This is a genomic window from Rhizobium sp. R86522 (genome assembly GCF_042466255.1).
Taxonomy (GTDB): domain Bacteria; phylum Pseudomonadota; class Alphaproteobacteria; order Rhizobiales; family Rhizobiaceae; genus Allorhizobium.
Window position 1 is genome coordinate 1,425,770 of record NZ_JAXHBX010000001.1, and the last position, 23,074, is coordinate 1,448,843.

The 23,074-nt window shown below is 61.3% G+C and carries 22 protein-coding genes; 19 read left to right on the forward strand and 3 right to left on the reverse strand.

Going from position 1 to position 23,074, the window contains the following annotated elements:
- Positions 1-49: 49 nt before the first annotated feature.
- A complete protein-coding gene (locus SJY08_RS06760) occupies positions 50-775 on the reverse strand; it encodes a Crp/Fnr family transcriptional regulator (RefSeq protein WP_377275106.1) in 726 nt (241 codons plus the stop codon).
- 189 nt (positions 776-964) lie between these two features.
- On the opposite strand from SJY08_RS06760, the gene hemN reads away from it, so the two are divergent.
- From hemN to SJY08_RS06800, 8 genes are all read left to right on the forward strand, one after another.
- The gene (gene hemN / locus SJY08_RS06765; RefSeq protein ID WP_377275107.1) at positions 965-2,314 is read left to right on the forward strand and encodes an oxygen-independent coproporphyrinogen III oxidase; all 1,350 of its coding nucleotides are present in this window, start codon (positions 965-967) and stop codon (positions 2,312-2,314) included.
- A 105-nt stretch (positions 2,315-2,419) separates the two neighbouring features.
- Entirely contained in the window at positions 2,420-2,698 is a 279-nt protein-coding gene (locus tag SJY08_RS06770; RefSeq protein ID WP_003502893.1) for an acyl carrier protein, read from the forward strand.
- A gap of 27 nt (positions 2,699-2,725) precedes the next feature.
- Positions 2,726-3,199, forward strand: coding sequence for a 3-hydroxyacyl-ACP dehydratase FabZ family protein (locus SJY08_RS06775; RefSeq protein WP_377275108.1), 474 nt, complete (start codon positions 2,726-2,728; stop codon positions 3,197-3,199).
- Positions 3,200-3,300: 101 nt separating this feature from the next.
- Complete coding sequence (locus tag SJY08_RS06780) at positions 3,301-4,506, forward strand: beta-ketoacyl-ACP synthase (RefSeq protein WP_377275109.1); 1,206 nt, start codon at positions 3,301-3,303, stop codon at positions 4,504-4,506.
- 12 nt (positions 4,507-4,518) lie between these two features.
- Positions 4,519-5,808, forward strand: coding sequence for a beta-ketoacyl-ACP synthase (locus tag SJY08_RS06785; RefSeq protein WP_377275110.1), 1,290 nt, complete (start codon positions 4,519-4,521; stop codon positions 5,806-5,808).
- A 171-nt stretch (positions 5,809-5,979) separates the two neighbouring features.
- Entirely contained in the window at positions 5,980-7,008 is a 1,029-nt protein-coding gene (locus tag SJY08_RS06790; protein WP_006726181.1) for a zinc-binding dehydrogenase, read from the forward strand.
- A 10-nt stretch (positions 7,009-7,018) separates the two neighbouring features.
- The gene (locus SJY08_RS06795) at positions 7,019-7,942 is read left to right on the forward strand and encodes a lipid A biosynthesis lauroyl acyltransferase (RefSeq protein WP_377278502.1); all 924 of its coding nucleotides are present in this window, start codon (positions 7,019-7,021) and stop codon (positions 7,940-7,942) included.
- 234 nt (positions 7,943-8,176) lie between these two features.
- Positions 8,177-8,908, forward strand: coding sequence for a PAS domain-containing protein (locus SJY08_RS06800; protein WP_377275111.1), 732 nt, complete (start codon positions 8,177-8,179; stop codon positions 8,906-8,908).
- Positions 8,909-8,965: 57 nt separating this feature from the next.
- Here SJY08_RS06800 and SJY08_RS06805 read toward each other — a convergent pair whose 3' ends face one another.
- Positions 8,966-9,463: a hemerythrin domain-containing protein gene (locus SJY08_RS06805; RefSeq protein WP_054149712.1), complete on the reverse strand. Its 498-nt coding sequence runs from the start codon at positions 9,461-9,463 to the stop codon at positions 8,966-8,968.
- A 276-nt stretch (positions 9,464-9,739) separates the two neighbouring features.
- Between SJY08_RS06805 and ccoN the strand changes: the two genes are divergently transcribed.
- The 11 genes from ccoN to SJY08_RS06860 all read left to right on the forward strand — a co-directional run bounded on the left by ccoN (position 9,740) and on the right by SJY08_RS06860 (position 21,608).
- Positions 9,740-11,383 (forward strand): cytochrome-c oxidase, cbb3-type subunit I, encoded by a 1,644-nt coding sequence (gene ccoN, locus SJY08_RS06810; RefSeq protein WP_377275112.1) that lies wholly within the window; start codon positions 9,740-9,742, stop codon positions 11,381-11,383.
- 14 nt (positions 11,384-11,397) lie between these two features.
- Positions 11,398-12,129 carry a cytochrome-c oxidase, cbb3-type subunit II gene (gene ccoO, locus SJY08_RS06815; RefSeq protein WP_377275113.1) on the forward strand — a complete coding sequence of 244 codons (732 nt, stop codon included), beginning with the start codon at positions 11,398-11,400 and terminating at the stop codon, positions 12,127-12,129.
- Between the two features lie 10 nt (positions 12,130-12,139).
- Positions 12,140-12,292, forward strand: coding sequence for a CcoQ/FixQ family Cbb3-type cytochrome c oxidase assembly chaperone (locus SJY08_RS06820; RefSeq protein WP_054149709.1), 153 nt, complete (start codon positions 12,140-12,142; stop codon positions 12,290-12,292).
- Positions 12,293-12,295: 3 nt separating this feature from the next.
- Positions 12,296-13,162: a cytochrome-c oxidase, cbb3-type subunit III gene (gene ccoP / locus SJY08_RS06825; protein ID WP_153762278.1), complete on the forward strand. Its 867-nt coding sequence runs from the start codon at positions 12,296-12,298 to the stop codon at positions 13,160-13,162.
- Positions 13,163-13,329: 167 nt separating this feature from the next.
- Positions 13,330-14,916 carry a cytochrome c oxidase accessory protein CcoG gene (gene ccoG / locus SJY08_RS06830; RefSeq protein ID WP_377275114.1) on the forward strand — a complete coding sequence of 529 codons (1,587 nt, stop codon included), beginning with the start codon at positions 13,330-13,332 and terminating at the stop codon, positions 14,914-14,916.
- The gene (locus SJY08_RS06835) at positions 14,913-15,401 is read left to right on the forward strand and encodes a FixH family protein (protein ID WP_377275115.1); all 489 of its coding nucleotides are present in this window, start codon (positions 14,913-14,915) and stop codon (positions 15,399-15,401) included. The genes ccoG and SJY08_RS06835 overlap by 4 nt, the downstream gene beginning before the upstream one ends.
- 2 nt (positions 15,402-15,403) lie before the next feature.
- Positions 15,404-17,713, forward strand: a complete 2,310-nt coding sequence (locus SJY08_RS06840; protein ID WP_377275116.1) for a cation-translocating P-type ATPase — start codon at positions 15,404-15,406, stop codon at positions 17,711-17,713.
- Entirely contained in the window at positions 17,710-17,865 is a 156-nt protein-coding gene (gene ccoS, locus SJY08_RS06845; protein ID WP_006726192.1) for a cbb3-type cytochrome oxidase assembly protein CcoS, read from the forward strand. Before SJY08_RS06840 ends, ccoS begins: the two co-directional genes overlap by 4 nt.
- A gap of 96 nt (positions 17,866-17,961) precedes the next feature.
- On the forward strand, positions 17,962-19,383 hold the full coding sequence (gene gndA / locus SJY08_RS06850) for an NADP-dependent phosphogluconate dehydrogenase (RefSeq protein ID WP_069043793.1): 1,422 nt from the start codon (positions 17,962-17,964) through the stop codon (positions 19,381-19,383).
- 75 nt (positions 19,384-19,458) lie between these two features.
- Positions 19,459-20,310, forward strand: coding sequence for an MBL fold metallo-hydrolase (locus SJY08_RS06855; RefSeq protein ID WP_377275117.1), 852 nt, complete (start codon positions 19,459-19,461; stop codon positions 20,308-20,310).
- Between the two features lie 119 nt (positions 20,311-20,429).
- Entirely contained in the window at positions 20,430-21,608 is a 1,179-nt protein-coding gene (locus SJY08_RS06860) for a diguanylate cyclase domain-containing protein (protein ID WP_377275118.1), read from the forward strand.
- A gap of 39 nt (positions 21,609-21,647) precedes the next feature.
- Here SJY08_RS06860 and SJY08_RS06865 read toward each other — a convergent pair whose 3' ends face one another.
- Complete coding sequence (locus tag SJY08_RS06865; protein ID WP_377275119.1) at positions 21,648-22,685, reverse strand: LacI family transcriptional regulator; 1,038 nt, start codon at positions 22,683-22,685, stop codon at positions 21,648-21,650.
- Positions 22,686-23,074 lie beyond the last annotated feature (389 nt).

A 23,074-nucleotide genomic window follows, 5' to 3' on the forward strand; every position in this document is an offset into this window, starting at 1 on the left:
TAAATTGGCTCGCGTTATGCCCCGGCTTCGCCTCTGACAGCACAACTTATCAGTCTATACCGGCTGCGTCGCGCAGGCGTTCGAGTTTCGGCACGATGACGTGGCGGTTGTTCTCGATGACGATGATGCCGTCCTTGCGCAGTTTGGTCATCTGGCGGCTGACGGTTTCGATGGTCAGCCCGAGGAAGTCGGCGATATCGGCACGCGACAGCGGCAGATCGAAGGTCTGTGTGCCCTCGCTTTCGGGGTCAATGTGAGTCGCGATCAGATAGAGGAAGCTCGCCACTTTCTCCTGGGCTGTCTTGCGGCCCAGCGTCAGCATCCAGTCGCGGGCCTCGTCCAGTTCCTTCAACGACTGGGAATGGAGCTTGCGCTCCATGTCGGGCACTTCGCCAACCATGCGGTCTACGATGTTGCGTGGGAAGGTGCAGATTTCCGTATCCGTTGCGGCTTCCGCCGTGATCGTGCTTTCGCCAAGGAACGGGCGGCCAAGGAAGTCGGGTGCAAATTGCAGGCCGACGATCTGCTGGCGGCCATCCGCCATCATCTTCGACAGCTTGATAACGCCCTTGAGGATGTTGCTGTAGCTTCCGACCTGTTCGCCCTGGCCGATAACCTCGTTACCGGCGTCGACCCGGCGGCGGATCGAATGCTTGTTCAGTTCGGTCAGTTGGGCGGAGGTCAGGACTGAGCAGAGGCCGCCATGGCGCGCGTCGCAGGATCGACAAACGGCAGGAGCCTCACATTCCGGAAAATGTTTTCTGAAAGTGTCCATGGTCGTGCCATCCAATCAGACCGTCTCTGGACGCCATGCGTCCCTCGGTCAGTGCCCAATTCGGGCTTCTGAGTTTCAATAAACTCTACGTGAGAAATGTATCAGTAAATTGATCGATGTCAAAGGCCGGGACAAGAGACGGCGCTATCTTTGGTCGCAGCTCGACACGTCTCAAGGCAGCGCAAAACCATGCAAAATTCCCTTCTGGCCAAATACTCCGGCGCTGTCCCTCGTTACACCAGCTATCCCACGGCGCCACATTTTCACGAAGGCATCGACTGCGGCAAATATGCGCAGTGGCTGCAGGCGATCACTGGACAGGAGCGCATCTCGCTCTACATCCATGTCCCCTATTGTGACCGCCTCTGTTGGTTCTGTGCCTGCCACACCAAGCAAACGCTGAAATACGAGCCGATTGCGATCTATCTGGAATCGTTGAAAAAGGAGATTGCGGCCGTCGGCGCGCTGGTCAGTCGCGACGCAGCCGTGACGGCGGTTCATTTCGGCGGGGGGTCTCCCACGATGGTCCGGCCGGACGACATGATCGACCTGATGGCAGCACTCCGCTCGGCCTTCACCTTCGCCGAGGATGTCGAGATCAGCGTCGAGATGGATCCGAACGACCTCGATGAGCCGCGTTACGATGCACTCGCCGCCATCGGCATGACGCGCGCCAGTCTCGGCGTTCAGGACTTCCACCCTGAGGTGCAGAAGGCGATCAACCGTATCCAGACCTTTGAACACACGAAGTCGGTGGTCGAGGCTGTCCGCGCGCGCGGCGTGCATTCCGTCAATTGCGACATCCTCTATGGTCTTCCGCACCAGACGGAGGCGACTGTCGCTGAAACGGTGAAGGACATCCTTTCCCTTGCCCCCGATCGGATCGCGCTTTTCGGTTATGCGCATGTGCCGTGGATGAAGAAGCACCAGACGATGATCAAGGACGAAATTCTACCCGGGCTTGATGAGCGTTTCGCGCAGATGAACCTTGCCGCCTCGATGCTGGTTGCCGCCGGTTACGAGCCTATCGGCATCGACCATTTCGCGCTGCCCGACGACCGGATGGCGATTGCAGCGCGGGAAGGGCGGCTGCGGCGAAATTTTCAGGGCTATACCGACGATGCCGCCGAAGCGCTGATCGGGCTGGGCGCCTCCTCGATCGGTCAGTTGCCACAGGGCTATGTCCAGAACATGCCGGCAACCGGCGAGTATCAGCGCATGGCCGACGCCGGCGGACTGGCAGCCGTGCGCGGCATCGAGGTCAGCGAAGACGACAGGCTGCGGCGTCGGGTGATCGAGGAAATCATGTGCCGCTTCGCCATGTCCTTCTCGGAACTGCGGCAGGAGTTCGGTGATGCGGTCGATGCGATCGCAGCCGAGGCGAAGAGCTTTGCGCTATCCAACCAGGATCGTATCTGCCTCATCGAGGGTGATCGTTTCGTCATCACGGATGCCGGCCGGCCCTTCGCGCGGACCATTGCCGCCGTCTTCGACAGCTATCTCGCCAATGGCAAGGGACGCCATTCGATTGCTGTTTAAGCAACACTTAGGCTCCAAATTTCGCTGTCGCACAAAACCACCATTGGCATTTGACCGTGTTTTCCTTATGTGGAACCCAGAATTTGAGACACATGAGGTACTGGCGTGACCGCTACATTCGACAAAGTTGCCGACATCATTGCTGAGACCAGCGAAATCGACCGCGAGACGATTACGCCGGAAAGCCACACGATCGATGACCTTGGCATCGACAGCCTCGACTTCCTCGACATCGTCTTTGCGATCGACAAGGAATTCGGCATCAAGATCCCGCTCGAGCAGTGGACGCAGGAAGTCAACGAAGGCAAGGTTTCGACCGAAGAGTACTTCGTGCTGAAGAACCTCTGCGCCAAGATCGACGAACTTCGCGCCGCCAAGGGCTGACCCGTCTCCAAAGGAGCGGACACCGTCATGCTGCTTGAATATTTCCAGATGATTGACAAGGTCGAGAGCGTGGATCTCGGCCTTGGTCGTTTGAAGGCCACGTCGACCGTGCCGATGGAAAGCCCTGTCTTCGAAGGGCATTTCCCCGGCATGCCGCTGGTTCCCGGCGTGCTTTTGATCGAGACCATGGCGCAGGCCTCCGGCATGCTTTTGCTTGCCGTCAAGGACTTTGAGGCCATGCCTTTCCTGATGTCGGTCGATGGCGCGAAGATGCGTACCTTCGTCGAGCCCGGCGCTGTCCTCGATATCGAGGCGGAGCTTGAGCATGACGGTTCGGGCTTTGCCGTCACCAAGGCGAAGATCACGAGCGGCGGCAAGAAGGTCTGCGACGCCCAGTTGAAGCTCCGCACCATGCCGTTCTCCGAGGTGCCGCTCGCGCCGATCGTGCGCAAACGCGCCGAAGAGGTTGGTCTGATGGCCGCGATGGCGACCCAAGGCTGACACGCTTTCGGCCGCAAGGGCGCAATTCCTATTGACCTTGGGGCCTTATTCGGGAAAACCCGCATTTTACGTCGGTGAGCCTGCCGGCGAGAGGATTGCATATGGTCAAACAACCGAATGATGTGGTGATCACCGGCATCGGGATCGTCACCTGCCACGGCACCGGCAAGGACGCGCATCTCGCGCTGCTCTCCGCAAAGACCGCACCTGAACCGGTGCTCGAGACCGAAAAGTTCGCGCCTTACGTCGTGCACAAGCTGCCCGAGATCGACTGGTCGCAGCAGATCGCCAAGCGTGGCGACCAGCGCCAGATGGAAAACTGGCAGCGCCTCGGCGTCTTTGCAGCTGGCCTCGCGCTCGACGACGCCGGCATGAAGGATGACGCAGACGCCTGCGGCACCATGGACCTGATCGTCGCCGCCGGCGGTGGCGAGCGTGACATCGCGGTCGACAGCCTGATCGTCGACGAGGCGCTGAAGCGCAATGACCGAGAGAAATTCCTGATCGAAAAACTGAAGACCGAGCTTCGTCCGACACTGTTCCTGGCGCAGCTTTCCAACCTGCTCGCCGGCAATATCTCGATCGTTCACAAGGTCACCGGTTCCTCTCGCACCTTCATGGGTGAAGAAGCGGCCGGTATCTCGGCGATCGCAACCGCATTTGCCCGCATCAAGGCAGGCCAGTCGACGCATACTCTTGTCGGCGGCGCCTTTGTTTCCGAACGCCCCGACATCCTGCTTCTGGTCGAAGGTATCCGCGCCCATCAGACCGGACCTTGGCAGCCGCTCTGGTCGCGCGATGGTTCCTCGGGCGGTGGCATGATTCTCGGCACGGTCGGCGCCTTCTTGGTGCTGGAATCGCGTGAACATGCCGAAGCCCGTGGCGCGCATATCTATGCCGTGCTCGACGCTGTCGAAGGTGATCGCGGCAATCGCGATGAGGGCAAGCTCGAAGCGCGTCTGGGCCGCATGGTGCCGGAGGCCGAATCGCTGTCCGCTGTGGACACCGTCGTGTTCTCGGGTGCGTCCGGCCTCGCCGATCTTACGCAACGTGAGAAGGCTCACCTTGCGGAACGTTTCGCCGGCATGCCGGTGCGTGGGTATGCCGGTTCGATCGGCCATTCCGTGGAAGCCCAGTTCCCTGCGGGCCTCGCGCTGGCAGCGCTTGCCATCGACGCCCGCGCCACGGTGCCTGCCTTCGACGCTGCGAACGAAGCGGCCCAAGCCGGTCCCGCCAAACATGCCATCATCTCCACCGTCGGCTATGTGCGGGGCGAAGGCCTTGCCGTGCTCTCGGCGAATGCGTGAGGATTTAGATCCATGACCGACAGCCGTTTCAAGGATCATCTCGGCCGCCCGATCATCGCCGTCACCGGCATGGGCGTCATCACCTCGCTCGGCCAGGGGCTTTCCGACAACTGGTCGAAGCTGACGTCGGGACTATCCGGCATCCACTACATCAAGCGATTCGACACCGAGGGCATGTCGACCCGCATTGGTGGCACGGTCGATTTCATTGCCGTGCCCGCCAACAATGCCGTCGAGCGCTCCTATGCGCTGGCTCGCGAAACGACCATCGAGGCACTGGCCCAGGCCGGCATCAATGGCGACTTCAACGGTCCGCTGTTCCTGGCCGCCCCGCCGGTCGAGCCGGAATGGCATGACCGCTTTGCGCTGGCCGAACGTGCGCCGGCCTCGACCCAGCCGGGCGACGCCTATGACCGCTTCCTCGCCGCCATGCGCGAAAAGCCGGATCCGGTCTTCCTCGAAGCCGTGCAGTTTGGCTCGATCTCAGAGCGTCTTTCCGACAAGTTCGGCACGCGCGGTCTTCCGGTGACGCTGTCAACGGCCTGCGCCTCGGGTGCCACCGCCATCCAGCTCGGCGTCGAAGCAATCCGCCAGGGCCGCACGGAGCGTGCGCTGACGGTTGCGACCGACGGCTCGATCAGCCCGGAAGCCGTGATCCGCTTCTCGCTGCTCTCGGCGCTTTCCACCCAGAACGATCCGCCGGAAAAGGCATCCAAGCCGTTCAGCAAGGAACGCGACGGCTTCGTGATTGCCGAGGGCGCGGCAACGCTCGTCTTGGAATCGCTGGAATTGGCGATTGCCCGCGGCGCCAAGGTGCTCGGCATCATCAAGGGCTGCGGCGAGAAGGCGGATCATTTCCACCGCACACGCTCCTCGCCGGACGGCGGTCCTGCGATCGCCACGATCAAGGCAGCGCTTGTCGATGCAGGCCTGTCCGAGAATGCTATTGGCTACATCAACGCTCATGGCACATCGACGCCTGAGAACGACAAGATGGAATATGGCGCCATGCTGTCGGTCTTCGGCGACCGGCTGAAGGATGCTATTCCGGCCTCGTCGAACAAGTCGATGATCGGCCACACGCTGACGGCCGCCGGAGCGGTCGAGGCGGTGTTCTCGATCCAGACCATGCTGACCGGCACGGTGCCGCCAACCATCAACTACACGAACCCCGATCCCTCGATCGTGCTCGACGTGGTGCCGAACGTGAAGCGGGAGGCCTCGGTTTCGGCTGTGCTCTCCAACTCCTTCGGTTTCGGTGGTCAGAACGCCAGCCTTGTCATGACGCGGGAACCGGTCTAAGGCCTGCGCCAACAATTCGGGACGTCATCCTCGGCCTTCGAGCCGGGGATCCACGCACCTCGCAAGAACAACGAAGGTCGGCAGATGCCAGGGATTAGCCCCTGGTATGACGATGAAAGCGTGACGACGCCTCATCCACATCTGCCCGATAGGCCCTGAAGGAAACATGTCATGCGCGCACTGCAACTCGTCGAAGACCGCAAGCTTGAAATCGTCGACCTGCCGGAGCCGGATGCTCCGGGTCCAGGTGAGGTTACGCTGCGCGTCAAGGCGGTTGCGCTGAACCATATCGACGTCTGGGGCTGGCGCGGCATGGCATTCGCCAAGCGAAAGATGCCGCTCGTCATCGGTGCGGAAGCCTCCGGTGTCGTCGAGGCGATCGGTCCAGGCGTCGGCAATATCCTGCCTGGCCAGCTCGCCGCCGTCTATGGCGCGCGCACCTGCGGTCTCTGCAAGCCCTGCCGCGAAGGCCGTGACAATCTTTGCGAAAACGTTTCGGGCGTGCACGGCTTCCATCTTGACGGCTTTGCCCAGGAAAAGATCAACCTGCCGGCCCGCCTTCTCGTGCCGGCCCCTCCGGGCGTCGATGCGGTTGCCGCGGCTCTCGCCCCCGTCACCTTCGGCACAGTCGAACACATGCTGTTCGACAATGCCAAGCTCCAGCCGGGTGAAACCATCCTCATCCATGCCGGCGGTTCCGGTATCGGCACGGCTGCCATCCAGCTTGCCAAGAAGATCGGCTGCACTGTGATCACCACCGTCGGCTCCGACGACAAGATCGAGCCGGCCAAGGCACTTGGCGCCGATCACGTCATCAACTATCGCACCGACCGCTTCGAAGGCATGGTCCGCAAGATCACCAAGAAGAAGGGCGTCGATGTCGTCTTCGAACATGTCGGCAAGGACACGTTTGCGGCATCGATGTTCTGCCTGAAGCGCGGCGGCCGCCTCGTGACCTGCGGCTCCACCTCTGGTGTCTCGACCGAAGTGAACCTGATGATGCTTTTCCAGCAGCAGCTCAAGCTCTTCGGCTCCTTCGGCTGCCGCATGGAAAACATGGCGGATGCCATGCAGAAGATGGCGCGCGGCCTCGTGCACCCCGTCATCGACACGCAGGTCTCTTTCGACGATATCGACAAGGCCCTTGCCCGCATGGAAGGCCGCCAGGTCTTTGGCAAGATCATCCTGAAGATGGACTGACCGCGTGCGGATGCTCGTCACCCGCATCGTTCTGGCGCTGCGCAAGTTCTATCAGTGGTCCGTCGCCCAGGCGGCCTTCGGCTTCCTTACGGCATTGAAGATCCTGCCGGCGGATGCCGCGATCAACTTTGCCGACCGGCTGATGCGCTGGGTCGGGCCGAAGACGAAGCGCCATCGGCTGATGCAGGTGAACCTGCGCAATGCGTTTCCCGAGAAGTCGGATGCCGAACGGGAGGAGATCGCGCTGGCGAGCTGGGGCCATATGGGCCGGCTTGCCGCCGAATATGTCTTCCTCGACCGTCTGTTCGACTTCGATCCGGAAAAGCCAGGCGAGGGCAGGGTAGAGGTGTCGGGCGTCGAGCAGTTTCTCGACCTGCGCGATAATCCGCGTCCCTTCATCGTCTTTACCGGCCATACCGCCAATTTCGAACTGCTGCCGGTCGCGGGTGCCGCCTTCGGGCTTTACGTCACCGTCCTCTTCCGGCCGCCGAACAACCCCTACATCGCCGAGAAGGTCTTCGAATTCCGCCGCAAGCGCATGGGCAAGCTTGTGCCGTCGCATGCTGGGTCCTCCTTCGCACTGGCCCGGCAGCTGGAGCAGGGGGGTGGCGTCGGCGTGCTCGTCGACCAGAAGTTCTGGAAGGGCGTCGAGACCCAGTTCTTCGGCCAGCCGGTCAAGACCAATCCGCTGCTCGCCAAGCTGACGCGTCAGTTCGACTGTGAAGTCTATCCGGCGCGTTGCATCCGCCTGCCCGGCAATCGTTTTCGTCTGGAGATCGAGCCGCGCATCTCGGTGCCGCGCAACGAGCGGGGCCAGGTGGACGTGAACGCCACCGCCCAGCTGCTCAACGACAAGGTCGAGGCCTGGGTTCGGGAATATCCGGAGCAGTGGCTCTGGTATCACGATCGCTGGGCGATCAAGGACAAGATCTGACGGTCTCTGCTTCAGGCTCGTCTGAAAGATAAATCGGAATGTGCGCGGAGCGTCGCGGCCGGTCGCCATGCGCATTATCGCCTATTCGTTTCATCTGATATTGCAGATATTTTTTGGGCTGCGATGCGCGTGAGTGCCCGTAGCGATTGAAGGTGACGCAACCTCATGTTACGGACGCCGAAAGTGGTGTGACGTAATCATTTCTTTTGTCACACCTGAGGGATGAGGTTGCTGATGTCTTTTGGCGAATTCCGTGATTCGAATCTGCGCGCAATGTTCGAAGCGGTTTCGTTGAAGAACCTTCAGTTGCAGCAGGCCATCCGCAATGGTGACGACCATCTCGTGCGCATGCTCGATCGCGAGATCGATCCGCTGATCGCAACGCTCGTCAACTACCGCGCCACGGATCTCGACGATGTCTATCTTCAGATGCGGCTTCTGACGAAGCTGCTGCGGGAGGATGCCGATGACGGGGCCTGCGTGCTGCGCCACGCCTCCATGCTGTCCTTGCTCGTCGAGCGCTATTTCGGTCCGAAACGCAGTGATCAGAGCCCAGCACCACGCGCTTTCGACACGCGCCAGCCGCGTGATGGTGACGATGAGCAGCTGAACGAGGCGATCCTCAACAATTTGCCGGAACGTGTGGCCGTGGTCACCCGCGACTGTCGCTATCTCTTCGCCAACACGGCCATGGCCAGAATGCTCGGCATGCGACAGATCGAGCTGATTGGACGCAGCGTCTTCGATCTCGGGCTTGCGGCCGGCGGTCATGATTGGCTTCAGGATGCACTCGATTCGGCCTTTGCAGGACGTTCGGGATCCTTTGTCGCCCGGATGTCGGCCGCAACCGTCACCGGCGACATGCCGGCTCGTTTCAGCCCGTTTCGGGCCGCAGACGGCAGCATTAGTGGTGCCATCCTGACGCTTGGGGAATGCGAGCCGGTCTATGGTGGCGTCGCCGCCTGATCAAGGCCGAGGCGCGCAGTACCAATCTGGCGGCAGGCTCTTGCCGCCCCGTTTTTCTCAATCCGTGACGCCCTGAAGCAGATGTTCTCGCTCGAAGGCGATGTGGCGTCTGATACCCTCGAAGAAGCCTCGCAACATGTAGCCGACGGCCTCCATGTTCACACGATCTCCGGATCCCAGCTTCAGCAGCGCATCCGTCAGTTCCTCGGCGAAGCACTCGTCCTCGCAATGCTCGAACTTTAGCCGCTCCAGCGTCGGTCCCAATGCGTCCGTCGCGTCGGGGCTCGACTGTAGCTGCGGAAACAGCACCGTCTCCTCGTAGTGATGGATGCCCTTGATGAGCGGGCCGAGCGCCTTTGCCGCATAGATGCATTTCTGCCGGTTGATGCTTGCCGGCAATGAGTCGGCGATCTCTTCCAGTTCCCGGCAGAGCGCGAGCTGTTCGGTGTGAGCGCGGTGAAGCCAGGCGAGGTCGCGCTTGCCTGCATCGAGCAGGCGGTTGCCCGTCCATGTGTCGCTCGCACTCCGCTTGCTGTTCTCGATATTCGTCAGCATGTCCGTTTTCTCCAACGGGGCTTTTCGCCGCGCGTAACCCCAGTGCTCCAAGACACGCACGAGCGGGCCTTGGCCCAAGCGATGTGCCGGCCTTGGTGTCCGAAGGTCGCAAACCCGATTGCAGCTTCGAGCCTCGCGAATTTTAGAGAGACTTGCATTGACTTGGATCAAGGTGGCTGGGCGGCCCCAGTGCGATTGGTGCATTCGACGCGGGAGGCATTTCCCCAGGGTGAGGCCCCCGCGATGAGATCAGCAAGCCGTTGGGGGATACCAACAATGAACTATACGTTAGAGACACTGGTGATGGCGGTACTCGCCTTCGCCGCGCTGCTCGGGGTGGCTTTCGCCCATGACAGCCTCTTCGCGGCCCATATGTGGGTCGCCTTCTTCGTGCTCGCGGGGGGCACGATCATCATGCTGCGCCGGATGCAGTTTGCACCGACCACGGCATCCTCCTCCTCTTCCGGCCAGTCCAAGGCAACACAGTCGGAGTATTTCGACGACGTGGTGCGTTACGGCGTCATCGCCACCGTCTTCTGGGGCGTCGTCGGCTTCCTGGTCGGCGTTGTCGTCGCGCTGCAGATGGCCTATCCCCAGCTCTATATCGAGCCCTGGTTCACCTTCGGCCGCTTGCGTCCCCTCCACACCTCAGCCGTTATCTTTGCCTTCGGTGGCAATGCGCTGATCGCCACGTCGTTCTACGTCGTCCAGCGGACCTCGCGTGCACGCCTGTTTGGCGGCAATCTCGGCTGGTTCGTTTTCTGGGGATACCAGTTCTTCATCGTCATGGCGGCCACCGGCTATCTGCTGGGCATCACCCAGGGCCGCGAATATGCCGAACCGGAATGGTATGTGGACATCTGGCTGACCGTGGTCTGGGTCGCCTATCTGATCACTTTCATGGGCACGATCCTGAACCGCAAGGAGCCGCATATCTATGTGGCGAACTGGTTCTACCTGTCCTTCATCGTCACCATCGCGATGCTGCATATCGTCAACAATCTGGCGATGCCGGTGTCCTTCCTTGGCGTGAAGAGCTACTCGGCCTTCTCGGGCGTGCAGGATGCGCTGACCCAGTGGTGGTACGGCCATAACGCCGTCGGCTTCTTCCTGACGGCCGGCTTCCTCGGCATGATGTACTACTTCGTGCCCAAGCAGGCTGGTCGCCCTGTCTATTCCTACCGCCTGTCGATCATCCACTTCTGGGCCCTGATCTTCATGTATATCTGGGCAGGTCCCCACCACCTGCATTACACGGCTTTGCCTGACTGGGCGCAGACGCTCGGGATGGTGTTCTCGATCATGCTCTGGATGCCGTCCTGGGGTGGTATGATCAACGGCCTGATGACGCTGTCTGGCGCCTGGGACAAGATCCGCACCGATCCGATCATCCGCATGATGGTGATTGCCATTGCCTTCTACGGCATGTCGACCTTCGAAGGCCCGATGATGTCGATCAAGGCCGTCAACTCGCTCAGCCACTACACTGAGTGGACCATCGGCCACGTCCATTCGGGCGCTCTCGGCTGGGTCGGCATGATCACCTTCGGCGCCATCTATTACCTGACGCCCAAGCTGTGGAACCGCAACCGCCTCTACTCGATGCGCATGGTCAACTGGCACTTCTGGCTCGCGACGCTCGGCATCGTGGTCTATGCCGCCGTGCTCTGGGTCGCCGGCATCCAGCAGGGTCTGATGTGGCGCGAATACGACGATCAGGGCTTCCTGGTCTACTCCTTCGCCGAGTCGGTCGCTGCCATGCATCCCTACTACGTGCTGCGCACAATCGGCGGTGTCATGTATCTCCTGGGCGGCATCATCATGGCCTACAACGTCGCCATGACCATTCTCGGCTACGAGCGTCAGGAAGCACCGATTGCCGGAGCGATCGCGCCTGCTGCCGCGCAGCCTGCTGAATAAGAAGGAAGGCTCACATGTCCATTCTTGATAAACACGCAATCCTCGAGAAGAACGCGAGCCTTCTTTTCCTCGGTTCGCTGGTGGTCGTGACCATCGGCGGTATCGTTGAAATCGCTCCGCTCTTCTATCTCGAGAACACGATCGAAAAGGTGGAGGGCATGCGGCCATACTCGCCGCTCGAACTCGCCGGCCGCAACATCTACATCCGTGAAGGCTGCTATGTCTGTCACAGCCAGATGATCCGGCCGTTCAAGGACGAGGTCGAGCGCTACGGCCACTACAGCCTCGCAGCGGAATCGATGTACGACCATCCGTTCCAATGGGGATCGAAGCGAACCGGGCCTGACCTCGCGCGCGTCGGTGACCGCTATTCCAACGAGTGGCACGTCCAGCATCTCGTCAATCCACGCGACGTGGTGCCGGAGTTGATCATGCCTGGCTATGCCTTCCTGAAGGAAACGCCGCTCAAGATCACTGATATCGGCATGATGCTTCAGGCCAACCGCACCGTCACCGTCCCCTATACGGACGAGATGATTGCCGAGGCCGAAGCCGATCTCACGGCACAGGCTGATCCGAACGCCGATACGACAGGCCTGATGGAGCGCTATCCGAAGGCCAAGGTGGGTGATTTCGACGGCGATCCTGCCAAGCTGACAGAGATGGACGCGCTCGTCGCCTATCTGCAGATGCTCGGCACGCTGGTCGACTTCTCCACCTATGACGACGCAAGCGGTTACCGCTGAGGAGGACATCATGGAAACCTATACCGCCATGCGCCAATTCGCCGACAGCTGGGCTCTGCTTGCAATGACCCTGTTCTTCGTCGGCGTCGTCCTCTTCACATTCCGCCCGGGCGGCAAGAAATCTGCCGACGACGCGGCCAGCATCCCTCTCAAGGAGGATTGAACAATGGCAGACAAGAAACACATCGACGAGATCAGCGGCGTCGAGACCACCGGCCATGAGTGGGATGGCATTCGCGAGCTGAACAACCCGATGCCGCGCTGGTGGGTCTATACCTTCTACGCGACCATCGTCTGGGCGATCGGCTACACGATCATGTATCCGGCCTGGCCGCTCCTGACCGACAACACCAAGGGTCTGCTCGGCTATTCGAGCCGTGCAGAAGTCGCTCAGGAACTGGCGGCGGCGAAGTCTTCGCAGGCAGTCTATCTCGACAAGATCGCGACCCTGCCGCTCGAAGAGATCATCGCCGACAAGGAACTGACCCAGTTTGCCGTTGCCGGCGGTGCAGCCGCCTTCAAGGTCAACTGCTCGCCTTGCCATGGTTCGGGTGCTGCCGGCGGCGCCGGTTATCCGAATCTCAACGACGACGACTGGCTCTGGGGCGGTGATCTCGAAGCGATCCACACCTCGATCGCCCACGGTATCCGCTATGACCAGGATCCGGACACCCGGTTCTCCGAAATGCCGGCCTATGGCGACATTCTCGACGCCGATCAGATCAAGCAGGTGGCGGCTTATGTCGTCAGCCTGACCGGCACGCCCCTCGAGGCCTCGATGGTCGAGCCCGGCCAGCAGATCTATGCCGAAAACTGCGCAGCCTGCCATGGCGAAGATGCAAAGGGCGGGCGTGACTTCGGCGCGCCGAACCTCGCTGACGCCATCTGGCTGAAGGTCGATGGCGAAGCGCAGATTGCGGCCCAGATCCGTCAGCCGCGTCACGGCGCGATGCCCGGCTGGGGCCAGCGCCTGGGCGACACCACTGTCAAGCAGCTGACCGTATACGTGCATCAGCTCGGCGGCGGCGAATAATCGACCTGTCCTCCGAAAGCTTGGGCCGCATCCGGTGATGCGGCCCTATTCGTTTTATATTGCGCAAAACATATGTATTGCGACGCTTCGCCGCTGCTTGACTTAAGTCAAGGCGAGCTGGTCTGCGAGATGGGACAAGGCGAGCATCAGAAGAAGGTTCTCGTCCCATGAACATACTTTCCGAGCCACACCGAGCACCGGACGCGCCCGAGGTCGAAAGACTCGACGCCGAGGCCGTGATGTCGGCCAAGAGCCGGGGTCCGCTCTATGAAGCTCGCAAGAAAATCTTTCCCAAGCGTGCCGAAGGTGCATTCCGCCGATTTAAGTGGATTATCATGGCGATCACGCTGGGCATTTATTACCTCACGCCCTGGCTCCGCTGGGATCGTGGCGAATTCGCGCCCGACCAGGCCGTGCTGATCGATATTGCCCACCGCCGCTTCTATTTCTTTTTCATCGAGATCTGGCCGCAGGAGTTCTTCTTCGTCGCAGGCCTGCTCGTCATGGCCGGATTCGGCCTGTTTCTCGTCACCTCGGCCGTCGGCCGTGCCTGGTGCGGCTATACCTGTCCGCAGACGGTCTGGGTCGATCTCTTCCTCGTCGTCGAGCGTTTCATCGAGGGCGACCGCAATGCCCGCATCAAGCTTGAATCAGCGCCCTGGACCTTCGACAAGATCTGGAAGCGTGTCAGTAAACACGCGACCTGGATCCTGATCGGTGTGCTGACGGGTGGTGCCTGGATCTTCTATTTCGCCGATGCGCCTTCGCTTGCCATGGATTTTCTCACCGGCAACGCCGCTCCGATCGCCTATATCACCGTCGCCATCCTGACCGCCACAACTTACGTCTTCGGTGGCCTGATGCGCGAACAGGTCTGCATCTACATGTGCCCGTGGCCGCGCATCCAGGCCGCCATGCTCGACGAGAATTCGCTGGTCGTGACCTATAATGACTGGCGCGGCGAGCCCCGTACCCGCCATGCCAAGAAGGCGATTGCATCAGGCGAATCGGTCGGCGACTGCGTCGACTGCAATGCCTGCGTCGCCGTCTGTCCCATGGGCATCGATATCAGGGATGGCCAGCAGCTCGAATGCATCACCTGTGCGCTGTGCATCGACGCCTGTGACGGTGTCATGGACAAGATCGGCAAGCCGCGCGGACTGATCGCCTATGCCACCCTCGACGAGTATCAGTCGAACATGGCGCTCGCCACCAATGGCGGCGTAACTGCGATCGATCCGAAGATGGTGCGCAACGCCGATGGCAGTTTCTCCGACAAGATTTGCCATTTCGACTGGCGCGTGATTTTCCGCGCTCGCACGCTCCTCTACATGGCAGTTTGGACTGCCGTCGGTGTCGGCATGCTGGTTGCGCTTCTTGGTCGCGACCGACTGGAGGTCAACGTCCTGCATGATCGCAATCCGCAATTCGTGCTCGAATCCGATGGTTCGATCCGCAACGGCTATACAGTGCGCATTCTGAACATGATCGCCGTCCCGCGCGACATTGAGGTGTCGATCGAGGGATTGCCGGATGCCTCGATGAAGATCAACGGCATCAACCAGCCGCCGTCGCGTGCCTTCACGGTATCGGTCGAGCCGGATGAAGCCACGACACTCAAGGTCTTCGTTACACTTGCCGGTGACAAGGTCACCGATGCCAACCAGAATTTCCAGTTCATCGCCCAGGATGCCGACGGCGACGAGCGGGACGTCTATGATGCAGTCTTCATGGGGCCGGGAGCCAGGAAATGAGCACTTACGCCAAGAAACCCTTCACCTTTACAGGCTGGCACATGCTGGCGATCATGCTGGCCTTCTTCGGCACGATCATCACTGTCAACTTCACCATGGCCTATCTCGCCACATCGACGTGGAGCGGTCTGGTGGTGAAGAACACCTATGTCGCCAGCCAGCAGTTCAACGGCAAGACTGCCGCGATCCGCGAGATGCTCGCAACCGGTATTGCGGGTGAATTCTCTGTCGATGCCAAGGGCATGCGCTACCGCCTGACATTGCCTGAAAACACCCCTGTCATTGCCGATTCGGTCACCGCCCATTTCAAGCGTCCGGTCGGCACTGCCCAGGATTTCGAACTGCAACTGACGCCGGCCGGTGATGGCCTCTACCTCGCCGAGATGGACGTGCTTGCGGGCAGCTGGATCGTCGAGATTCAGGCGATCAAAGACGGCAAGATGATCATGCATGAGGCGAAGCGGATCACCGTTTCGGGAGAATGACGATGAGTTGCTGCGCGGCAGGGACCGAAGGGGCACTGGACATGGAGCGGGCAGGGGTCTCCCTGCCGTCGGCTGAAGAGCTGAAGCTCTGCAGCCGTGCGGTCGGGCCCGGCCTCTGGCAGCTCGACATGAGCGTGCCCGCGGTCCATTGCGGCACCTGCATCTCGACAGTAGAAGGTGTGCTCAAAGCCTTGCCGGAAGTCGAGCGGGCCCGCGTCAACCTCTCGACCAAGCGCGTTTCCGTCGTCTGGAAAGAGGCGGTCGACGGGGTCGAGACCGATCCGGTGAACCTCGCGCGTGCCATCGCCACAACAGGCTATTCCGCCCATCTCTTCACAGCCGCAGAAGAAGCCTCTGACGCCTTGCGCAATCAGCTGGTCCGCGCGGTTGCCGTGTCGGGCTTCGCTGCCACGAACATCATGCTCCTGTCCGTGTCGGTCTGGTCGGGTGCAGATGCCTCGACACGCGATCTCTTCCACTGGATCTCGGCGATGATCGCGGCCCCTGCGCTGATCTATGCCGGCCGCTTCTTCTACGAATCGGCCTGGAATGCGCTGAAGCACGGGCGCACCAACATGGATGTGCCGATCGCCATCGGGATCACGCTCTCCTATTTCGCTTCTTTGTGGGAGACCATCCATCACGGCGAACACGCCTATTTCGATGCGACGGCCTCGCTGCTCTTCTTCCTTTTGATCGGCCGCACGCTCGATCACATCATGCGTGACCGGGCGCGCTCCGCAATCAGCGGGCTTGCCCGCCTCAATCCGCGTGGTGCCATGGTGCTTTCTGACGATGGCTCGCGGGAGTATCGCGCGGTCGATGAAATCCGCGTCGGCGATCAGGTGTCCATCGCTGCCGGCGACCGGATCCCGGTCGACGGTGTCGTCATCTCTGGTGAGAGCGATCTCGACATGTCGATCGTCAATGGCGAAAGCGCACCTGTTTCGGTCCGCCCAGGCTCCGACGTCCAGGCGGGTACACTCAGCCTGACCGGTTCGCTGACGGTCAAGGCGACAGCCACGGCGCAGAACTCGTTCCTCTCAGAGATCATCCATTTGATGGAGGCAGCCGAAGGGGGCAGAGCACGATATCGGCGGATCGCTGACCGTGCAGCTCAGTATTATTCGCCTGTCGTGCACCTGCTCGCCATCATCGCCTTCATGGGCTGGGGGCTTTATGACGGCGACTGGAAACACGCGATGATGGTGGCGATCGCAGTCCTCATCATCACCTGCCCCTGTGCCCTTGGTCTCGCAGTCCCGGTCGTTCAGGTCGTCGCTGCTGGTCGGCTGTTCAAGGCCGGCGTGATGGTCAAGGACGGTTCCGCCATGGAGCGGCTCGCCGAAATCGAGGCCGTCGCCTTCGACAAGACCGGCACGCTGACACTGGGGCGCCCGAAGCTGGTGGACGTTGCCAAAATTGAGCCGATTGGCTTCGCTGTCGCCGCCGGTCTTGCCGCCCATTCCCGCCATCCGCTGTCGCGGGCGCTGTGGTCCGCTTATGGCGGCCAGCCGCGCGGCTTCGACACCGTTCGTGAAGTGCCGGGCGCTGGTGTTGAGGCGGAGACGGAAGAGGGTGTCTGGCGTCTCGGCAATCGCCGCTTTGCCTGTGCGACCGAGGCGATCGATGTCAGCGACAAACCCTATTCCGAAGTCGTCCTCTCTCTCGACGGTATCGAACGCGCCACCTTCCTGTTCGAAGATACGCTCCGGCCACGGGCCCGTGCCTCGATCGAGACGCTGAAGAATGGTGGCCTCGAACTCGGCATCCTCTCGGGTGATCATGCGCCTGTGGTGGCCAAGCTTGCCGCCGATCTCGGGATCACCAACTGGCGCGCTGGCCTCACGCCACGGGACAAGGCCGAAGCCTGCGCTGAGGCGTCCGCCCACGGCCAGCGCGTGCTGATGGTCGGCGACGGCATCAATGATGCTCCGGCGCTTTCTGCAGCCCATGTCTCCATGGCGCCGGCGACGGCTGCCGATGTCGGGCGCCAGGCAGCCGATTTCGTCTTCATGCGCGATGGGCTCGAAGCCGTGCCCTTCGCCATCGAGGCCTCGCGCCGGGCCGGACGTCTGATCCGCGAGAACTTCGCGCTCGCCATCGGCTATAATGTCATTGCCGTGCCGATCGCGCTGCTCGGCTATGCGACCCCGTTGATTGCCGCGGTCGCCATGTCCACCTCGTCTATCATCGTGGTTGCCAATGCGCTCCGGCTCAACCGGCTTTCGCTCGATGAGCGGACATTGACCGAGCGCCCGGCCGCTGTCCTCTCGACGGGCGCCTCCGACAATGCGAGGATCGCCGCATGAACATGCTGATCTACCTCATCCCGATCGCACTCTTTCTCGGCGGGCTCGGTCTGTTCGCCTTCCTCTGGTCGCTGAAGAGCGGTCAGTACGAAGACCTCGACGGAGCGGCCTGGCGAGTGATCTCCGAGAAGGACGACCAGCCGGACGCTTGATACAGCGTTTACCGAACGGTCAAATTTCAGTCTTGCCGCATCCCTTCGCGAATGCGAGAAAGCCCCATCCATGAAATTGCATGCGGAGGCTTCATCGTGCAGCAGGCGGAAATCGGACTGATCGGTCTCGGAGTCATGGGCTCCAATCTGGCGCTCAACATTGCCGAGAAAGGCAACCGCATCGCGGTCTTCAACCGGACGCCTTCGCGCACGGATGAATTCCTCGGGGAAGCCGGCGATCTGGCCGGCCAGATCATCGGTTGCCATACGATCGAAGAGTTTGTTGCCGCTATCCGTCCGCCGCGTCCGATCATCATCATGATCAAGGCGGGCGAGGCCGTCGACCAGCAGATGGCAGCCCTTCTGCCGCATCTTTCCAAGAACGACATCATGATCGATGCCGGCAACGCCAATTTCCGCGACACGGTTGCGCGCTTCGAAAAGCTTGCCGGTACCGACGTCACTTTCATCGGCATGGGTGTGTCCGGTGGTGAGGAAGGCGCCCGCCACGGGCCCTCGATCATGGTCGGCGGCACCGAAGAGAGCTGGAAGCGCGTCGAGCCGGTGCTGACCTCGATCGCCGCCAAGTTCAACGACGAGCCCTGCGTTGCCTGGCTCGGGACCGATGGTGCGGGCCATTTCGTCAAGACGATCCACAACGGTATCGAATATGCCGACATGCAGATGATCGCCGAGATCTACGGTATCCTGCGCGACGGCCTCAAGATGTCAGCCGCCGAAATCGGCGAGATCTTCGGTCAGTGGAACAAAGGCCGCCTCAATTCCTACCTGATCGAGATCACAGAGAAGGTTCTCAAGGCTACCGATCCGGAAACCGGCAAGCCGATGGTCGACGTGATCGTCGATGCCGCCGGCCAGAAGGGCACCGGCAAGTGGTCGGCCATCGAGGCGCAGAACCTCGCGGTCGCCGCATCCGGAATCGAGGCCGCGGTTGCCGGTCGCGTGCTTTCCTCGCTGCGCGAAGAGCGTATCGCTGCGGAAAAGCTCTTCGGCCTGCCGGGACTGACGGAGGCTCCCAAGGACAAGGCCGCCTTCATCGCCGACCTTGAGAATGCGCTGCTCGCTGCCAAGATTGCGGCCTATGCGCAGGGCTTTGCCGTGATGTCCTCGGCCTCGGAAGAGTTCAACTGGTCGCTGCCCATGCCGACGATCGCCAAGATCTGGCGCGCCGGCTGCATCATCCGCTCGCAGTTCCTCGACGAGATCACCTCGGCCTTCACCAAGGATCCTGATGTGGCGAACCTCGTCGTCACGCCGGCCTTTGCCGCCATGGTCAAGGAAACCGACGGGGCACTTCGCCGCGTGGTTGCCCATGCCGTCCTGTCCGGCCTGCCGGTCCCGGCGCTGGCCTCGGCGCTCTCCTACTTCGACACCTATCGTCGCGGCCGTGGTACGGCGAACCTGATCCAGGCACAGCGCGATTTCTTCGGCGCGCATGGTTTCGATCGTCTAGACGGCAAGGACATCCATCACGGCCCCTGGGCCGGCCAGTTCTGAGCGATCCCGCAACGTCTAGCAGTTCGAGGCCCGATATCCCGCGATGTCGGGCCTCTTTTTCATTGGGGGCAGATCATGACAGACAGGCTTACGCTTCTCGGCACCAAAGGCGGCCCCGCGATCCGTCCCGGCGGACCCAATCCGACGTCGTTGCTGCTTGACCTGTCCGGGCGCCGTATCGTCATCGATTGCGGGCTCGGTGTGGCGCGGGGTCTGGTCGAGACCGGCATGTCGCTCAAGGAACTCGACCTCGTCTTCATCACCCATCTGCATTCCGACCATGTCCTGGAGCTCGGGCCGCTTATCCACACCGCCTGGACAACGGGGCTAGATCATTCCGTTACTGTCTATGGTCCCAAGGGTACGCAGAACGTCTGGACGGGATTTCTCGCCTCGCTCGCCTATGACATTGAAACGCGGATCGCCGACGAGGGGCGTCCGGATCTGGCGAGCCTGGTCGAAATTGTCGAATATGGTCCGGGCGAGATCTTCCGGCAGGGGGATCTGGTCGTTGAGGCACTGCGCGTCGACCATCCTCCCGTGACGGACTGTTTTGCGCTGAAGGTCTCCGGTGCGGATAAGACGCTCGTCTTTTCCGCCGATACCGCGCCGTTCCCGCCGCTTGTCGACTTTGCCCGGGGGGCCGATATCCTCGTGCACGAGGCGATGCTGCCGGAAGGGCTGGACAGCATTGTCAGGCGGACCGGAAATGGTGCCCGTCTGCGCGAGCATCTCGTTGCCTCGCACAGTTTCGCTGCGGATGCGGCTCAGATTGCAACGAAGGCTGGCGTCGGCATGCTCGTCCTCAATCATCTCATTCCGGCCGATGATCCCGCCTTTACCGAGGACGACTGGCGGGCGGCCGTCGCGCCGCATTGGACCGGACCGCTCATCATCGGTCGCGATGGCTTCGCAATTGCCTTGTGAATGAAGGCGTCGGCGCGCCGATTTTGGTAAAATCCTATGTTTTCGTTTACCTTGGAGTTAACGCCTGTCGCCTAGCGTGCCGGAGCGGTTAACGATTCCGCGCGTATTTCAGGCGATTCATGATGGTATCCGTTAATCTATCTACACTGGCGCTCGGCGCATTCGCAGTTCTGGCGGTCTTTGCTGCGCTTTATGCGCGGCATTGGCGCGAGGAGCCGAATCGAAACGAATTCTTGCTGTTTGCCGCGGCATCCGGGCTTGCTGCGCTCGGTGCATTGCTCTCGGCCTTCTCGGATGGCGGCCACGGACTGATGACGGTTGTTATTGCCCAGACGCTCATTCTGTCGGGCGCGGCACTTGCCTGGCAGGGCATGCGTGCTTTCGATCACCGGGCTCTTGATCTGAAGCTCGCCGCCGTGGGGCCGCTTGCCTTTTTCCTGCTCGCGGCGTCTGCGCCCCTTTTGCAGGACGACGTGACGGCCCGTTTTCTGGTCGCCGCCGTTGTCGGCGCGATCTATACCGGATTGGCTGCCTGGGAGCTGAAGGCGTCCGAAGTCGAAGAGCGACTTTCCAACCGTCCCTTTGCCTATCTCTGGTTTGCGGCCCTATCCGTGGTTCTGCTCATCGCGGCTCTTGTGGCCTATGTCTGGCCGTTTAACGCCTCCGATGTCGTCGGCTCCGGACCTCTCTGGCTGACCGTCGTCGCGTTTGCTGCCTTCCTGCACGCGGTAGTCGCGCCGCTGTCGATCTTTCTTCTGGTGCGCGACCGCCTGCTGGTGGAACATCGCTGGTCGGCAGCGACCGATAACCTGACCGGCCTTGCCAATCGCTTCACCTTTCTCGACATGCTGCAGACGCTCTCGACCAAGGTGCGCGGCGAGGGGGCCTTCCTCTATGTCGATGTCGATCATGTGAAGCGGATCAATGACCAATACGGGCATTCCGGCGGTGACGAGGTCTTGAAGACCTGTGCTGAACTCATCCTGCGCGAGTTGCCCGAGCATGCCCTGCTCGGCCGTCTGGCAGGCGCCGAGTTTGCCGCCTATGTGCCCTTCTGCAAGGTCGAGGAGGCCGAGAAGCTCGGCCACGTCATCCATGACAGTGTGGAGCAGCAGATGTTCTTCCTCGGTGGCGAACTCGTGCCGGTGACGGTCAGCGTCGGCGTGGCCCATGGCGCAATGCAGGTCACGGCGGACGAGCTCTTGAAGCGGGCGGACGCGGCGCTGCATACGGCCAAGGTCAACGGCCGCAATTCCGTGGTGGTCTGGGACGGCGGCCAGCGTCCGTCCTACGCCTGACCGAACTCAACGCGCAAAACGGGTTGTCCTTGGTCTGCGTTAGGACTGCTCCCAGCGCGGCTCGCTGATGCTCTGCAGCAGTCCAGGGTCGACGCCGTCGATCCGGGCGATGACCGCCTTGGCGAGCTCTCGGCCTGATTGCCGCACATCCTCGTAGACGGCGATAATCTCGGGACGTATCCAGTTGAGGATTGGTGTGCCCTGTTTGGCCACCAGGTCAATCTCTACGCCGACCCGCTTGCCTGCCGCTTCGATGCCGGCATTGGCGGCAATCGCGCTGCTGCCGGAAGAGGAGATCAAGCCGTCCGGCGCATCCGATCCTCGCATCAGATCCTCGACCGCCGCGCGGATCTGTCCGAGCGAGGCGTCGATGTTGATGTGTAGCGGCACTTCCTCCGCACCGAAGGCCTTCAGGCCGCGCATGAAGCCGTCGAAGGTGTGCTTGTAATAGGTCAGCTTGCTCGGGGGCGGCAGAAGTGCGATGCGCTTGCGGCCGCGCTTCACCAGCCGTTCGACCGCCTGGAAAGCGAAGGTCTCGTTGTCGAAGTCGTGATAGGGATGCTCGATGCCCATGTCTGTGCGACCATGGGTGACGAAGGGCATGTTCTGCTCGGTGAGCAGTCGCACCCGGGCGTCATCCGGCTCGGTGCGTGAAATGATCACACCATCGGCAGACCCGGTCTCAAGGATGTAACGCACCGGCAGCATCGGATCCTTGGTATGCGCATGAGGCGTCACGACGATATGGTAGGGCGTACCGGCCAGCACCTCCGATATGCCGACGACCATCTGGTTGGAAAAGCCGAGGATTTCCTCGTCGATCCCAAGCACCAGCGCGATCACGTTGGTCTTGCCGGTCCTGAGGCGGACACCCGCGCGGTTCGGCTGATAGCCGAGCTGACGTGCGACCATGCGCACGCGTTCCTTGGTCTCCGCGCCGATGTCGGGCGCATCTTTCAGGGCGCGCGACACCGTGGTGATGCCGAGCCCGGTCATGAAGGCGATGGTCTTGAGCGTCGGCCGCTCTTTCGTCGCCACTGGGCGGTCCATCAGGCCGCTCCCCTGCTGATCTGTCATGTCGTCCCCGTCACTCGCACAAGTCACGCTTATAGTTGGCTTTTTCCTGCCTGCAAACCTGGAGACCGGCACCTCCTCCCGGTGCGGTGAAGGAAAAATCTGAAACGATACAGTCGATTTGTCGAGCCCTTTTCCATGCTGCGCTGCGAATGGGTGCAACCAAGACGGGAGATGGCGCGTTATTCTGTGGTTTACGTCGGATATATGCGCTCCTGGACGCCCATGCAGCAAATTATTCTTGATTTGTCCGCAAGACATTGGAGCTGTAACGATACTTCTCATGCTGCTGCGCAATATCCATCTCCCCCAAAGCGTTTTGAGCGACGCGCCTGAAGCACACGCCTGCGCTGAAATTTGGCTGTAATGGAAAATTTACAATCCGACAGGTT